This window comes from Massilia rhizosphaerae (assembly GCF_016093545.1).
In the GTDB taxonomy this organism is placed as follows: domain Bacteria; phylum Pseudomonadota; class Gammaproteobacteria; order Burkholderiales; family Burkholderiaceae_D; genus Telluria; species Telluria rhizosphaerae.
Window position 1 is genome coordinate 24,116 of sequence record NZ_JADKYX010000002.1, and the last position, 13,807, is coordinate 37,922.

Here is a 13,807-nt window from a genome sequence, read left to right on the forward strand (position 1 = left end):
ATTCTCGTGAACGTAACGACCACTCAATTCGGGCAGCTGCCCGCACTGCAACTTCGCGCGCCGGACGGCGCCGAGGCGACCATCACTCTGTACGGCGCCCACCTCGTGTCGTGGAAGGCCGTGACCACGGCCGAGGCGCCGGGCCAGGAACGGCTGTTCCTCAGCAGCCTGTCGGCGCTGGACGGCCGCAAGGCGATCCGCGGCGGCGTCCCCGTCATCTTTCCCCAGTTCGCCGAACGCGGCAACGGCATGCGCCACGGCTTCGCGCGCGTGTCGACCTGGCGCGTCGTCGACCAGGGCGAAGCGGACGGCGCCGCGTTCGCCGTGCTGGCGCTGAACCAGGCCGACCTGGCCCCCGACGTGGCGGCCGCGTGGCCGTACGCCTTCGAGCTGGTGCTGCGGGTAGCGGTGCGCGGCGCGCAACTGGACATGGCGCTCGACGTGCGCAACACGGGCGCACAACCGCTTCCCTTCGCGGCCGCGCTCCACACCTACCACCTCGTCGACGACCTGGACGCCGTGCGCATCGACGGCGTGCAGACGGACACGCTCGCCATCACCGACAAGCTCGACCAGGTGTTCGAACGCATCGGCGGCACAATCACGTTCGACACGGGCGCGGACAAGGTGACGCTGGAGCAGACGGGCTTCAACGACGCCGTCGTGTGGAATCCGGGCGCGGCCGACGCGGCGGCGCTGCCCGACATGGAAGACGAGGAATACCGCCGCTTCGTCTGCATCGAACCGGCCCTGCTGGAACCGCAGCAACTGGAGCCGGGCGGCACCTGGCGCGGGACGTACCGGGCCGTGGTGCAAGCGGCATGACGACAAAACGCCGGCATTGCCGGCGTTTCAATTTGTAGCAAAAAAGAACGGCAACCTTCCCGGGCCGGCCTAGACTATAGTCAGGACAGCACACGGGGTGACGCGATGGACACCAACACAACCGGCCGGCTGAAACGCCTGGCACTCGCGCTAGCGGCGGGCGGCGCCTTGTCGGGCTGCGCCGTCTACGCGCCGCCTTACGGGGCCTACGACGGCCCCTACTATCCTTACGGCTATGGCCCGGCCTATGTCGGGCCGCCCGTTTCGCTCGACTTCAGCTACCACGATTACGAATACCGCGGCGGGCGCGGGCATGGGCGCGGATGGGGCCACCGCCGCGGCTGGCATTGACCATACGAGCGCTCAGTTCGACTCCTTGATCATGCGCCCCGCCGTCGGCTGCACCGGGCGCGCATTGAGCGGATACAGGCGCGAGAACAATGCCATCTGCGCCGGCGACGCCTGCATCGGCTGCTTGAACACCATCCACAGCACGCCTTCCGTGCACGGCGGTTCCGTCAGCGACCCCATGTAGGTGAAGTAGTCGCGGCGCTCCGGCAGCGCGTCGGACGGGTCGATCACGATCGACGGCGACACGACGTCATGTTTTTCCAGCGGCAAATTATCCCAAATGGTCTGCATGAGCCGGTGCGGCTGGCCGCGCTCGAGCAGCACGGCGATGATCGCGACCTTGCCCTCGACACTCCGGTGCACGAGGTGGATCACCATTTCCGTGCCCCTGCCGTTGATCTTTTCCTCGGACGGGCGATGGAAATGGAATTCCTGCAGCTCGTAGACCGTGTTGCCGACCGTAATAAAATTGCCGCTCCCCACCATCACCCTGATCGTGTGGCCGTCGTTGACTTCGCTGAACGACGACGGGTGATAGTCGAAACTGATCTGCTCCAGATTGACCTTGATGCCGTCGCGCAAGTCGATGGGCGACTGGCGGTTGCCGGTGCCGCATTTGGCCCAGTCGACATTGATCTTCGACCAGTTGGCCGGGCCCGTCTCGCCCTCGTACGACCACACGGTGCCGTGCTTGGGCGCGGCGGCGCGGGCCGCTGCCGCGGCGGCGGCGGCCTCTTCCTGGCGGCGCTTGGCCTCGGCCAGTTTGCGCGCGCGCGCGGCGGCCGCGGCGCGGGCCTGCTGGCGCTCGCGCAGGGCGGCCAGGCGCTGGGCGATCTTGGCCGACAATGCGACCTCGGCATCTTCCTCGCTGGCTTCCGGGGCGGCGGCCGGGGCGGCCGCCGGTTCGGCCTTCCGGACGACCGGCTCGGGTTTCTTGGCCGCGGGCGCCAAAGGCACCATGGCCGATGCCGGTCTGGAGACGGAAGCCGCCAATTTGGCTGCCGCGGCGGCCTCGGGATCGTTCGCGGCGCCGGCGCTCAAGGCGACGCAGCTGCACACGAACAAGGCGATCAGGTTACGCATGGGAATCCAGTACTGTTGCTCTCCCCTGCCTTATCGGCGTGACCGACAGTAAACTTGAGGCTAGGGAACAATTCCATGCGTCAAGACCCGTAAACGCACAGCGCGCCGTCCTGCGGCGCGCTGCGAATGCGGCAATCCGTCCGCTCAACGGCTCATCATGCGCCGGCCCACCTTGTACAGGCCGCCCAGCGCCAGCGGCACGACGGCTGCCCCGACACCGACCAGCACGATCACCGTCAGGTGGTCGCGGACCACGGGGATATTGCCGAAGAAGTAACCGCCGGTCACCAGGGTGACGACCCATGCCGCGGCGCCGGTGACGTTGTACATCTGGAAGCGCGCATGGGTCATGTCCGAGACGCCCGCGACGAACGGCGCGAACGTGCGCACGACGGGCACGAAACGGGCGAGGATGATAGTCTTGCCGCCGTGGTGTTCGAAGAATTCGTGGGTGCGCCGCAACGCGTCCTTGTTCAGCCAGCGGTAGTCGTGCGTGAAGACGCGGTGCCCGATCGCCCCGCCGATGTAATAGTTGAGGGTATTGCCCGTCACCGCCGCCACGATCAACAAGGTCGTCAGCACCGCATAACTCATCTCGCCGGTGGCGCAGAAGGCGCCTGCGATGAACAGGAGCGTGTCACCAGGAAAGAAGAACAGAACCACGAGACCGGTTTCGCAGAATACGATGGCGAACAGCACGGCATAGACATAAACCCCGTATTGCGCCAGCAGTGTGCCCAGGGTTTTGTCGACATGAAGAATCATGCCGATGAGTTGCATCAGATCCATAATTTTCCTAAACGGTAGCGCCGAATCATACCATCAGTCCGCCCTCGGAAATCGGTCCCAGGTCATGCCGGCGGCGATTTTTTCTCGATTGGTAAATGGTTTCATTTTCATTATTTCCCATATTACAATCGTCGTCACACCCACAATGACCAGGCCGCCACAAGCGGCCAAGGAGACGACGTGAAGCCCTACTGCACCCACCGGCGCACGAGCCTCGTTGCCGCCTGCGCGCTGCTCGCGGCCGGTGCCGCCGCTGCTCGCGAATTGCCGCCCAAGCCCAGCGTCGCCGACATCGTCAAGGCGTCGAAACCGTCCGACTGGCGCCCCCTCGAACCGGACAACACGCTGTACATGGAGTTACCGTCCGGACGCGTCGTCATCGAACTGGCCCCTACTTTCGCGCCGAACCACGTCAGGAACATCAAGGCTCTCGTGCGCGCCCATTATTTCGACGGCCTGGCCGTCGTGCGCGTGCAGGACAACTGGGTCGTGCAATGGGGCGACCCGAACGAGGACAACGACAAGGCCAGGCCCGTCACGGGCGCGCAGAAGACGCTGAAGGCCGAATTCACGGTGCCCATCAAGAATGACACGCACTTCACGCGCCAGCCGGATGTCGACGGCTACGCGCGGGAGGTCGGCCACTCGAACGGCTTTCCCGTCGGACGCGATCCCAGGACGGGCGAGACGTGGCTGGCGCATTGCTACGGCATGGTCGGCGTGGGCCGCGACATCGATGCCGACAGCGGCGGCGGGACGTCGCTGTACGCCGTGATCGGCCCGGCCCGCCACCTCGACCGCAACATCACGGTGGTCGGCCGCGTGATTTCCGGCATGCCGCAACTAGCCGCCCTGCCGCGCGGCCCGGCGCCGATGGGCTTCTACGACAAGCCGGAGATGAACGTGCCGATCGCATCGATCAAAGTGGCGGCCGACGTCCCGCCGGACCAGCGCAGCCACTTCGAAGTCATGCGCACGGACGGCGCCACCTACCGGGCCGTCCTCGACGCCCAGCGCAACCGCGGCGGCCCGTGGACCAAGGTGGCGGCCGGCCACCTCGACCTGTGCGCCGCGCCAATTCCCGTACGGGAACAATAAATTCGGGGTCAGAGCACTTTTTTCCTTAAATTTGGGGTCAGAGCACTTTTTCAGGAAATTGCACAGACAGGGAATACGCCGATCAACGATGGCGTTGTAGCGCGCAAATCGCCAACGAACCGGTGGCGGGCGGCGTCATCCGCCATCGCGGGAAATTGCTCAAAAATGTGCTCTGACCCCGAATTTCTCGAAATTTGTGCTCTGACCCCGAATGTGCGCTCGTTTCGTGACGCGGGTGCCGGGCTATAATCGGGGGATGAACGCCCCGGCCCCCACCCACCGTCCCATCCAGCAGCTTCCCGACCAGCTCATCTCGCAGATCGCCGCCGGCGAGGTCGTCGAGCGGCCGTCGGCCGTGGTGAAGGAGCTGCTGGAAAACGCGCTCGACGCGGGCGCCACGCAGGTCACGATCCGGCTCGAGGAAGGCGGCGTCAAGCGCATCGCCATCACCGACAACGGCCGCGGCATCCCGCCCGAGGAGTTGCCGCTCGCGCTGGCGCGCCACGCGACGTCGAAGATCGCGTCGCTGACCGACCTCGAGAACGTGAACACGCTCGGCTTCCGCGGCGAAGCGCTGGCGTCGATCGCGTCCGTCGCGGCCGTGTGCATCACGTCGCGCACGCCGGGCGCGCCGCACGCGTGGGAAATCGTCGGCTCGCACCAGGGCACCGTGGCGCCGTCGTCCGGCCAGTTCGGCACGACGATCGACGTGCAGGACCTGTATTTCAACACGCCGGCACGCCGCAAATTCCTGAAATCGGAGCAGACCGAATACGGCCACTGCGCCGAGGTCGTGCGCCGCATCGCGCTGGCGCGGCCGGACGTGTCGTTCAGCCTGACGCACAACGGCCGCACGATCGACCACTGGAACACGAGCGAGGCGGCCAAGCGCAGCGCGCAGATCCTCGGCGGCGACTTCGCCGAAGCGCGGCTGCATCTCATTGAGACCGCCGGCCCGCTGCGCCTGCACGGCTACGTCGGCCTGCCGACGGCATCGAAGGCGCGCGCCGACAGCCAGTATTTCTACGTCAACGGCCGCTTCGTGCGCGACAAGCTGCTCGTCCACGCGGTCAAGGCCGCGTACGAGGACGTGCTGCACGGCGACCGCTTTCCGTCGTACGTGCTGGCGCTCGAACTCGACCCGGCGATGGTCGACGTGAACGTGCACCCGTCGAAGATCGAAGTGCGCTTCCGCGACAGTCGCGCCGTCCACCAGTTCGTGTTCCACGCCGTGCAGCGCGCGCTGGCCCAGACGTCGGCGACGGCGCACGGCAACGCGCCCGCGCCCGTGAGCGCGTCCGACATCACGCCGTCGTCCACCTCGCTGGGCGACACGCCAGTCTGGCGCCGCCCGCACGAGCAGACGTCGTTCGGATCGCAACTGGCGTCGCCCGCCTGGACGTCCGGCGCCGGCACGGGCGGCGGAGGCGGTGGCGGCGCGCGCGCCTCGTCGACGTTCTCGCCGTCGCCGTTCGCGCCCGGCAGCCGCTGGGATGCACCGACGGGTGGCGGCGTCCCGCAGCGCACGGACAGCTACGGCGCGCTGTTCACGGGCGCACCGAAAACGGCGGCGCCGCCCGGCGTGGAGGAAGCCCCGCTGCCGGAAACGACGAAGCCGGCGTCCGACGACGACTTCCCGCTCGGCTTCGCGCTGGCCCAGCTGCACGGCATCTACGTGCTGGCGCAGAACCGCAAAGGGCTGGTCCTCGTCGACATGCACGCGGCGCACGAACGCATCCTGTACGAGCAACTGAAGAACGCGCTCGACGCCCAGGCCGGCGGCGAGCAGATGCAGGTCCAGCAGATGCTGATCCCCGTGACCTTCTTCGCCGACGCCGTCGAAGTGGGCACCGCGCAGGAAGAACAGGAAACGCTCAAGGCCCTCGGCTTCGACATCGCCGCGGTGTCGCCGACGACGCTCGCCGTGCGCGCCGTGCCCACGCTGCTGAAGAACGCCGACGCGCAGACGCTCGCGCGCGACGTGCTGCGCGACGTGCGCGAATACGGCGGCTCGCGCGTGCTGATCGAGCGCCGCAACGAACTGCTCGGCACCCTCGCCTGCCACACGGCCGTGCGCGCGAACCGCATCCTCACGCAGCCCGAGATGAACGCCCTGCTGCGCCAGATGGAAGCGACGGAACGCGCGGACCAGTGCAACCATGGCCGCCCGACCTGGGTCCAATTGGAAATCGCCGCCCTCGACAAGCTGTTCCTGCGCGGCCAGTAAGAACCACATGACTTCGTACCGCAAACCGCTGGCCGTGGCCATCATGGGCCCGACCGCGTCCGGCAAGACGGCGGCGGCGCTCGCCATCGCGCAAGAACTTCCCGTCGAGATCATCTCGGTCGATTCCGCCCTCGTCTACCGCGGCATGGACATCGGCACCGCCAAGCCCAGCGCCGAGGAGCTGGCGAGCGCGCCGCATCACCTGATCGACATCATCGACCCGCTCGACGCCTATTCCGTCGCCCAGTTCCGCGCCGACGCGATCCGGCTCGTGGCCGAGATCCAGGCGCGCGGCCGGCTGCCGCTGCTCGTCGGCGGCACGATGATGTATTTCAAGGGCCTGAACGACGGCCTGGACGACCTGCCCACGGCCGACGCCGGCGTGCGCGCGCGCATCGACGTGGAAGCGGCGCGCATCGGCTGGCCCGGCATGCACGCGAAGCTGCGCGGCGTCGACCCGGTCACGGCCGAGCGCCTGGCGCCGAACGACGCCCAGCGCATCAACCGCGCGCTGGAGATTTTCGAACTGGCGGGCAAGCCGATGTCCGCGCTGCTCGCGCGCCGCGACAAGCCGGAACTGCCGTTCGACCTCGTGCCGTTCGCGCTGGAGCCGAGCGACCGCGCCGTGCTGCACGACCGTATCGCGCTGCGCTTCGACCAGATGCTGGGCCGGCGCGACGACGCGGGCATCGTGGCCGAGGTCGCGGGCCTGCGCGCGCGCGGCGACCTGCATCCGAACCTGCCCTCGATGCGCTGCGTGGGCTACCGCCAGGCGTGGGAATACCTCGACGGCAGCATCGACCGCACCCGGCTGCGCGAGACGGGCATCGTCGCCACGCGCCAGCTGGCCAAGCGCCAGCTGACGTGGCTGCGTTCGATGCCGGAGCGGATCGTGATCGATTGCCTCGGGCCGGACCCGGCGCGGCGCATGCTCGACCATCTGGCCGCGTTGCGGACGTGACACGATTGGCGTGACGCTGGACACGGCGATCCGGAGCGGGTAGCCTTGACAGTCCCGGGGGCGGACGGCATAATGCACCCCGTTCTGGTGATATAGCTCAGTTGGTTAGAGCATAGCATTCATAATGCTAGGGTCGGTGGTTCAAGTCCACCTATCACCACCACAGAATTCAAGCGAAATGGCTTGGCATACAAGGCCGAGCCATTTTGTTTTAGTGAGAGTTGCAAGGTTTTACCGGTGATATAGCTCAGTTGGTTAGAGCATAGCATTCATAATGCTAGGGTCGGTGGTTCAAGTCCACCTATCACCACCAATTCGAAAGCCGCCGGTTCGCGAGAGCCGGCGGCTTTTTCATTGCCGGACGAGGCGGAACCTATCCGGATCGGCAGTACTTGCAGGCAAGCCAACTCGCACACGACCTGCCGGGGGGGGCCGTTCATCGTGGCGCTGCTGAAATAATTCACTCGCCGCCGACGTCGGCGTCTTCGCCGAGGGCGAACTCGCCGCGCGCGAACGCCGCCAGCACGGCCCGGGCCTGCTGCAGGTGGTCTTCGGGGACGAGGATGCGCACGCCGCCGAGCGCGGGCGCCAGCAGCAGGTCCGTCTGCACGAGGTGCGCGTCGGCCAGCACGGCCGGGATGCCGGAGGCGGCGAGGCAGCCCTGCACGAGGCTCGCTTCCAGCGGGATCAGGTAGCGCGCCACCTCGACCAGGTCGCGGCCCGGCAGGCGCGCCTCTTCCGGCGTGCCGGCCAGCGCGGCGTTCAGCATGTCGCTCGATAGATGCATGACGATCCTCCGTGTTACGTCAGCCAGCCCGGCAGGGCGGACAGCAGGTACAGCACGACGCCGATCAAGCCCCCCACGATGGTGCCGTTGATGCGGATGTATTGCAAGTCCTTGCCGATGTTGATCTCGACCTGGTGCGACATCTCGCCGCTGTCCCAGTGCTTCACCGTATCGGCGATGTGGCGCGTCAGGAAGCCCGCGAAGTCGGGCGCCGCGCCGCGCACGGCCAGTTCCAGGTTCTCATTCAGCGCGGCGCGCAGCACCGGGTCCTCGGCCAAGGTGCGGCCGATCCAGCCGCCGGTGGCGACGATCCGCCGCCGCAACTGTGAATCGGCCTGGTGCAGGTCGGCCTTGATCCAGCCTTTCAGGTCGCCCCACAACGAACCGATGTAGCCGTTCACGGTGGCGTCGCCGACCAGGTAGCGCTTGATGTCTTCGCCCTTCTCGATGAAGGCGGGATCGCTCTTGAGCCGTTCGATGAAGTCGTGCGTGAAGACGTCGAAGCGGCGGCGCAGCGGGTGGTCCGGGTCGTCGCTCACGCGCTTGAGGATGCCGGCCGCGAGCCGCACGGCGACGTCCGCCCCCTTGCGGCCGATGAGTTCCGACGGCAGCATCTTTTCCATGAACGCGTATTCTTCGCGCAGCCAGTCGACGATGCCCTGCGCGATGACATCCTGCGTCTGCGGGTTCGCGAGCAGGTGCGCCAACTGATCGATGCCCTCATCGAGGATCTGCTGGTGGCGGCCGTCGCGCGTCAGGCTTTCCAGGATCGTGCCCGCCGTCTGCGACAGGTCGACGCCGGCGATCATGCCGTGCACGGCGCGCCGCACGAAGTTCTGCACGGCCGCGTCCTCGATGACGTCGAGCGCGAAGCCGGCGACGCGCACCAGGGTATCGCCCAGGCGTTCCGTGTTTTCCGGCGCCGTCAGCCAGTCGGCCACCTTCTGCGCCGGGTCGTGGCGCTGGATCAGGCGCACGATGGAATCCGTGTCGAGGAATTTGTCGCGCACGAACGCGGCGAGATTGTCCGCGATGCGCTCCTTGTTGGCGGGGATGATCTCCGTGTGGCGCGACACGAGCGGGATCGGGACGCGCCGGAACAGCGCGACGACGGCGAACCAGTCGGCCAGCGCGCCGACCATCGCGGCCTCGGCAAAGGCCTTCAGCAGGCCGATCCACCAGCCGCCGGGCCAGCGGGCCGACAGCAGCAGCGCGACGACGAACAGCACGGCGGCGCCGACGAAAAAGCCCAGCGCCAGCCGCTTCGACTGGCGCAGTTCGCGTTCCTTGGCTGACGAAACAGGCATGGTGTCCATGCCGCCATCGTAGCCCAGCCTAGACGATATTGTCGCGCCGCAGCGTGGCGATGGCGTCCCGCGGCCAGCCCCAGTCGGCCAGGATGGCCGCGCCGTCCTGCCCCGGCGCCGCCACCGGCCGGGCCGCGCCCGGCGTGCGCGAGAAGCGCGGCGCCGGCGCCGGCTGGGTCACGCCGTCGACGTCGACGAAGGTGGCGCGCGCCGCGTTGTGCGGATGGCGCGGCGCCTCGTCCATGTCGAGCACGGGCGCGAAGCATGCGTCCGTCCCCTCCAGCAGCGCGCACCAGGCGTCGCGCGTGCGCGTGGCGAACAGCGCCGCGAACTTGTCCTTCAGTGCCGGCCAGTCGTCCCGGTCCCATTGCCGCGCGAACGCCGGGTCCGACGCCCCCGTCAGCGCCAGCAGTTGCGCGTAGAACTGCGGTTCGATGGCGCCCACGGCGATGAACCGTCCGTCCGCGCAGGCATACGTGGCGTAGAACGGCGCACCGCCGTCGAGCAGGTTGGCGCCGCGCGCGGCGGACCACGAACCTTGCGCGCGCAGGCCGGCCATCATCGCGCCCAGCAGCGCCGCGCCGTCCGTCATCGCCGCGTCGACGACTTGCCCGCGGCCGGACGTGCGCGCTTCCAGCATGGCGCACACGACGCCGAACGCCAGCATCATGCCGCCGCCGCCGAAGTCGCCGACGAGGTTCAGCGGCGGCGGCGGCGGACGGTCGGCGTCGCCCATCGCATGCAACATGCCGGTCAGCGCCACGTAGTTCAGGTCGTGCCCGGCCGCCTGCGCCAGCGGGCCGCTCTGGCCCCAGCCGGTGACGCGGCCGACCACCAGTTTCGGATTGCGCTCGAAGCAGGCGTCGGGGCCGAGGCCGAGGCGCTCCATCACGCCGGGCCGGAAGCCTTCGACGAGCGCGTCGGCCTTGGCGACGAGGTCGAGCAGCACCTGGCGCGCACGTGGGTCTTTCAGATCGAGCGCCAGCGTGCGGCGGCCGCGCGCCATCACGTCGTATTTGGTGCCCAGCACCGGGTAGGGATTCGGCATGGACGGATCGGCCTTGCGGTCGATCCGGATCACCTCGGCCCCCATATCGGCCAGCATCATCGCGGCGAACGGGCACGGGCCGATGCCGGCCATCTCGATCACGCGCAGCCCCTTCAAAGGTCCGCTGGTCATCACAGCGACCGGGCGATGATTTCTTTCATGATCTCGTTCGCCCCGCCGTAGATGCGCTGCACGCGCGCATCCAGGTACATCTGCGTGATGGGGTATTCGAGCATGTAGCCGTAGCCGCCGAACAGTTGCAGGCAGCGGTCGACGATCTTGCACTGCAAGTCCGTGATCCAGTACTTGGCCATCGACGCCCGCACCGTGTCCATGCGGCCGGCGACGAGGTCTTCGATGCAGCGGTCGATGAACACGCGCGCCACCGTCGCCTCGGTCTTGCACTCGGCCAGCACGAAGCGCGTGTTCTGCATGTCGATGAGGGCCTGGCCGAACGCGCGGCGCTCGCGCGCGTGCGCGACCGTGAGCGCCAGCGCGCGCTCGATGCAGGCGACGCCCGCCACGCCGACGATCGTGCGCTCGTACGGCAGCTCCGTCATCAGCTGGGCGAAGCCGCGGCCTTCGTCGCTTCCCAGCACGTTCTGCAGCGGGACGATGGCATCGTCGAAGAACAGTTCGCACGTGTCCTGCCCCTTCTGCCCCATCTTCTCGAGGATGCGGCCGACGCGGAAGCCCGGGTTGTTCGCCGTCTCCAGCAGCATCAGCGAGACGCCCTTGGCGCCCGCGGCCGGATCGGTCTTGGCGACGACGAGGATCAGGTCGGCCAGGTAGCCGTTCGAGATGAAGGTCTTGGAACCGTTCAGGCGGTAGCCCAGGTCCGTGCGCGCGGCCGTCGTGCGGATGCCCTTGAGGTCCGAGCCGGCGTCCGGCTCGGACATCGCGATGGCCGCGATCATCTCGCCGCTGGCCAGGCGCGGCAGGTATTTGACCTTCTGCTCTTCCGTGCCGTGGTTCAGCAAGTAATGCGCGACGATCGCGTGCACGTGCAGGCCGAACGCCGTGTCGCCGGCCAGCGCCAGCTCCTCGAACACGACGGCCTGGTGGGCGAAGGTGCCGCCCGAGCCGCCAACATCGTCGGGGACGTCGGCGAGCAGCAGGCCGAGCTCTCCGGCCTTGCGCCACAGCGCGCGGTCGACGTGCTGCTGTTCGCGCCAGCGCTGCTGGTGCGGCACGACCTCCGCGGCGACGAAACGGCGCACGGCGTCGCGGAAGGTGTCCAGTTCGGGCGTCATCCAGGGCGAGGTCATGGCCGCCTCCTCACACTTGGTAGAGCGTGACGACGCAGGCGCCGCCCAGCCCCAGGTTGTGCTGCAGCGCCGTGCGCGCGCCGTCGACCTGGCGCGCGCCGGCGCTGCCGCGCAGCTGGTGCGTCAGCTCGAAGCATTGGGCGAGACCCGTCGCGCCGAGCGGGTGACCCTTCGACAGCAGGCCGCCGGACGGATTCGTGACGACCTTGCCGCCATACGTGTTGTCGCCGTCGCGGATGAACTTGTCGGCGCCGCCTTCCGGGCACAGGCCCAGCGCCTCGTAGGTGATCAACTCGTTGTGCGCGAAGCAGTCGTGCAGTTCGACGACGTCCAGGTCGTCCGGCCCGATGCCGGCGTGCTCGTAGACCTGGCGTGCCGCGTCCCGGCTCATGTCGTAGCCGACGAGGCGCATCATGTCGTTCGAGTCGAACGTACTCGGACGGTCCGTCGTCATCGCCTGCGCGGCGATGTGGACGTCGGCACGCAGGCCGTGCTTCTTCGCGAACGCCTCGGACACCAGCACGGCGGCGGCCGCGCCGCAGGTGGGCGGACAGGCCATCAGCCGGGTCATCACGCCGGGCCAGATCGCGGGCGCGTCCAGCACGTCCTGGCTGCTCACCTCCTTGCGGAACAGCGCCAGCGGATTGTTCACCGCATGGCGGCTGGCCTTGGCGCGGATGCGCGCGAACGCCTCCAGCGGCGTGCCGTATTTTTCCATGTGCGCGAGCCCGGCGCCGCCGAAATAGCGCAGCGCCAGCGGGATCTCGGGTTTGCCGACGAGGCGGTCGGTGACGGCGTCGAAATCGTCGAATGGCGCCGGCCGGTCCGTGAACACGGACGCCAGCGCGCCGGGGCTCATCTGCTCGAAGCCCAGCACGAGCACGCAGTCGGCCGCTCCGCCCTGCACGGCCTGGCGCGCGAGATAGAGCGCGGTGGAGCCGGTGGAGCAGTTGTTGTTGACGTTGACGATGGGGATCCCGGTCATGCCGACGCCGTACAACGCTTTCTGGCCGCAGGTGGAATCGCCGTACACGTAGCCGCAATAGGCCTGTTCGACCTCAATCCAGGCGATGTCGGCATCGTCCAGCGCGGCGCGCGCGGCCTGGGCGCCCATCTCGTGATACGGGGCGCTCGCCCCCGGCTTGGCGAACGGGATCATCCCGACACCCGTCACATACACTTTGCGGCTCATCGTCGTCTCCTTGCGTTGTGCCCTGCCATGGATTAGGTCGACCGACCTAGTCAAGCGATTATAGGTCAGTCGACCTGTTTTTCAAAGCATGCCGTGCGATAATCCAGGGCATGAAACAAATGCTCGACCAGACCCTGCGCAACAAGTCCTCCGTCACGACCGAAAAAGGCTGGGAGCGCGTGCACGCGATCCTGCAGGCCGCGCGCCGGCTGCTGGCGACGGACGGTTATGCCGGGCTGTCGATGCGCAAGGTGGCGGCCGAGGCGGGCATGACGCTGTCGAACGTCCAGCATTATTACCCCAGCCGCGAAGGGCTGCTGGAAGCCGTCCTGCTGACGACGATGGACGAGTTCCAGGCCAAGATGGACCGCATCTCGGCCGAGATGAGCGACCGCCCGCGCCTGGACCAGTTCCTGTCGACGTCCGACATGTTCCTGGAAGAGATCACCGATCCCGTCACGCACGCGCTGTTCTTCGAGATCTGGGCGCTGGCCTCGCGCAACGCCTTCGCCTCCAGCCTGATGGACCGCATGCTGGGGCGCGAACGCAAGACCGTCTACAACCTGATCCGCGGGCTGAATCCGGCCATCTCGGACGAGGAGTACATGCAGCGGGCGATCCTGATGGTGGCGCAGATCGAGGGCCTGATGCTGTTCCGCCTGGACCGCGAATCGCGCCGCGAGCAATTCCTGGCGGTGCGGGCGGCGGTGCGCAAGGCATTGCTGAACCTGGCCACCGTGCCGTAACGGCCGCGCGCCATTTGCCGTGTCGCTTATACTGGCCCGATGTAGGGTGGGCGGCCCTCCGCCCTCGCGAACGCTTGCGTCATGGCGACACGCAGGTGGGCACGCTTGGTTCGATTGATGCCCCC

General features: G+C 67.8%; 13 protein-coding genes and 2 tRNA genes. 8 read left to right on the top strand and 7 right to left on the bottom strand.

All coding sequences use genetic code 11. The features are described 5' to 3' along the window. The first annotated feature begins 6 nt into the window (after positions 1-6). A complete protein-coding gene (locus tag ISF28_RS03135; RefSeq protein WP_198115712.1) occupies positions 7-825 on the top strand; it encodes a D-hexose-6-phosphate mutarotase in 819 nt (272 codons plus the stop codon). Positions 826-930: 105 nt separating this feature from the next. Beyond that, the gene (locus tag ISF28_RS03140; RefSeq protein WP_198116190.1) at positions 931-1,176 is read left to right on the top strand and encodes a hypothetical protein; all 246 of its coding nucleotides are present in this window, start codon (positions 931-933) and stop codon (positions 1,174-1,176) included. A 12-nt stretch (positions 1,177-1,188) separates the two neighbouring features. Here the strand turns inward: ISF28_RS03140 and ISF28_RS03145 are convergent, their stop codons facing one another. Both ISF28_RS03145 and ISF28_RS03150 read right to left on the bottom strand, forming a co-directional pair. Beyond that, positions 1,189-2,259: a carbonic anhydrase gene (locus ISF28_RS03145; RefSeq protein ID WP_198115713.1), complete on the bottom strand. Its 1,071-nt coding sequence runs from the start codon at positions 2,257-2,259 to the stop codon at positions 1,189-1,191. A 144-nt stretch (positions 2,260-2,403) separates the two neighbouring features. Continuing rightward, positions 2,404-3,048, bottom strand: coding sequence for a VTT domain-containing protein (locus ISF28_RS03150; protein WP_198115714.1), 645 nt, complete (start codon positions 3,046-3,048; stop codon positions 2,404-2,406). A 180-nt stretch (positions 3,049-3,228) separates the two neighbouring features. On the opposite strand from ISF28_RS03150, the gene ISF28_RS03155 reads away from it, so the two are divergent. The 5 genes from ISF28_RS03155 (at position 3,229) to ISF28_RS03175 (ending at position 7,647) form a co-directional block, all read left to right on the top strand. Further along, positions 3,229-4,146, top strand: coding sequence for a peptidylprolyl isomerase (locus tag ISF28_RS03155; protein ID WP_198115715.1), 918 nt, complete (start codon positions 3,229-3,231; stop codon positions 4,144-4,146). A gap of 256 nt (positions 4,147-4,402) precedes the next feature. Further along, complete coding sequence (gene mutL / locus ISF28_RS03160; RefSeq protein WP_198115716.1) at positions 4,403-6,373, top strand: DNA mismatch repair endonuclease MutL; 1,971 nt, start codon at positions 4,403-4,405, stop codon at positions 6,371-6,373. A gap of 7 nt (positions 6,374-6,380) precedes the next feature. Beyond that, positions 6,381-7,334 carry a tRNA (adenosine(37)-N6)-dimethylallyltransferase MiaA gene (miaA, locus tag ISF28_RS03165; protein WP_198115717.1) on the top strand — a complete coding sequence of 318 codons (954 nt, stop codon included), beginning with the start codon at positions 6,381-6,383 and terminating at the stop codon, positions 7,332-7,334. A gap of 86 nt (positions 7,335-7,420) precedes the next feature. Continuing rightward, a tRNA-Met gene (locus tag ISF28_RS03170) sits at positions 7,421-7,497 on the top strand. 73 nt (positions 7,498-7,570) lie between these two features. Then, positions 7,571-7,647, top strand: a tRNA-Met gene (locus tag ISF28_RS03175). Positions 7,648-7,794: 147 nt separating this feature from the next. On the opposite strand, the gene ISF28_RS03180 is transcribed toward ISF28_RS03175, so the two are convergent. Genes ISF28_RS03180 through ISF28_RS03200 form a run of 5 tightly spaced genes read right to left on the bottom strand, consistent with a single transcriptional unit; the run spans position 7,795 to position 12,936 of the window. Beyond that, positions 7,795-8,121: a putative signal transducing protein gene (locus ISF28_RS03180; RefSeq protein ID WP_198115718.1), complete on the bottom strand. Its 327-nt coding sequence runs from the start codon at positions 8,119-8,121 to the stop codon at positions 7,795-7,797. A 14-nt stretch (positions 8,122-8,135) separates the two neighbouring features. Next, on the bottom strand, positions 8,136-9,428 hold the full coding sequence (locus tag ISF28_RS03185) for a DUF445 domain-containing protein (RefSeq protein ID WP_198115719.1): 1,293 nt from the start codon (positions 9,426-9,428) through the stop codon (positions 8,136-8,138). A gap of 28 nt (positions 9,429-9,456) precedes the next feature. Further along, complete coding sequence (locus ISF28_RS03190) at positions 9,457-10,608, bottom strand: CaiB/BaiF CoA transferase family protein (protein WP_198115720.1); 1,152 nt, start codon at positions 10,606-10,608, stop codon at positions 9,457-9,459. Beyond that, entirely contained in the window at positions 10,608-11,744 is a 1,137-nt protein-coding gene (locus ISF28_RS03195; RefSeq protein WP_229518854.1) for an acyl-CoA dehydrogenase family protein, read from the bottom strand. The genes ISF28_RS03190 and ISF28_RS03195 overlap by 1 nt, the downstream gene beginning before the upstream one ends. 10 nt (positions 11,745-11,754) lie before the next feature. Then, positions 11,755-12,936 (bottom strand): lipid-transfer protein, encoded by a 1,182-nt coding sequence (locus ISF28_RS03200; protein ID WP_198115721.1) that lies wholly within the window; start codon positions 12,934-12,936, stop codon positions 11,755-11,757. A 110-nt stretch (positions 12,937-13,046) separates the two neighbouring features. On the opposite strand from ISF28_RS03200, the gene ISF28_RS03205 reads away from it, so the two are divergent. Further along, entirely contained in the window at positions 13,047-13,682 is a 636-nt protein-coding gene (locus ISF28_RS03205; RefSeq protein ID WP_198115722.1) for a TetR/AcrR family transcriptional regulator, read from the top strand. Positions 13,683-13,807 lie beyond the last annotated feature (125 nt).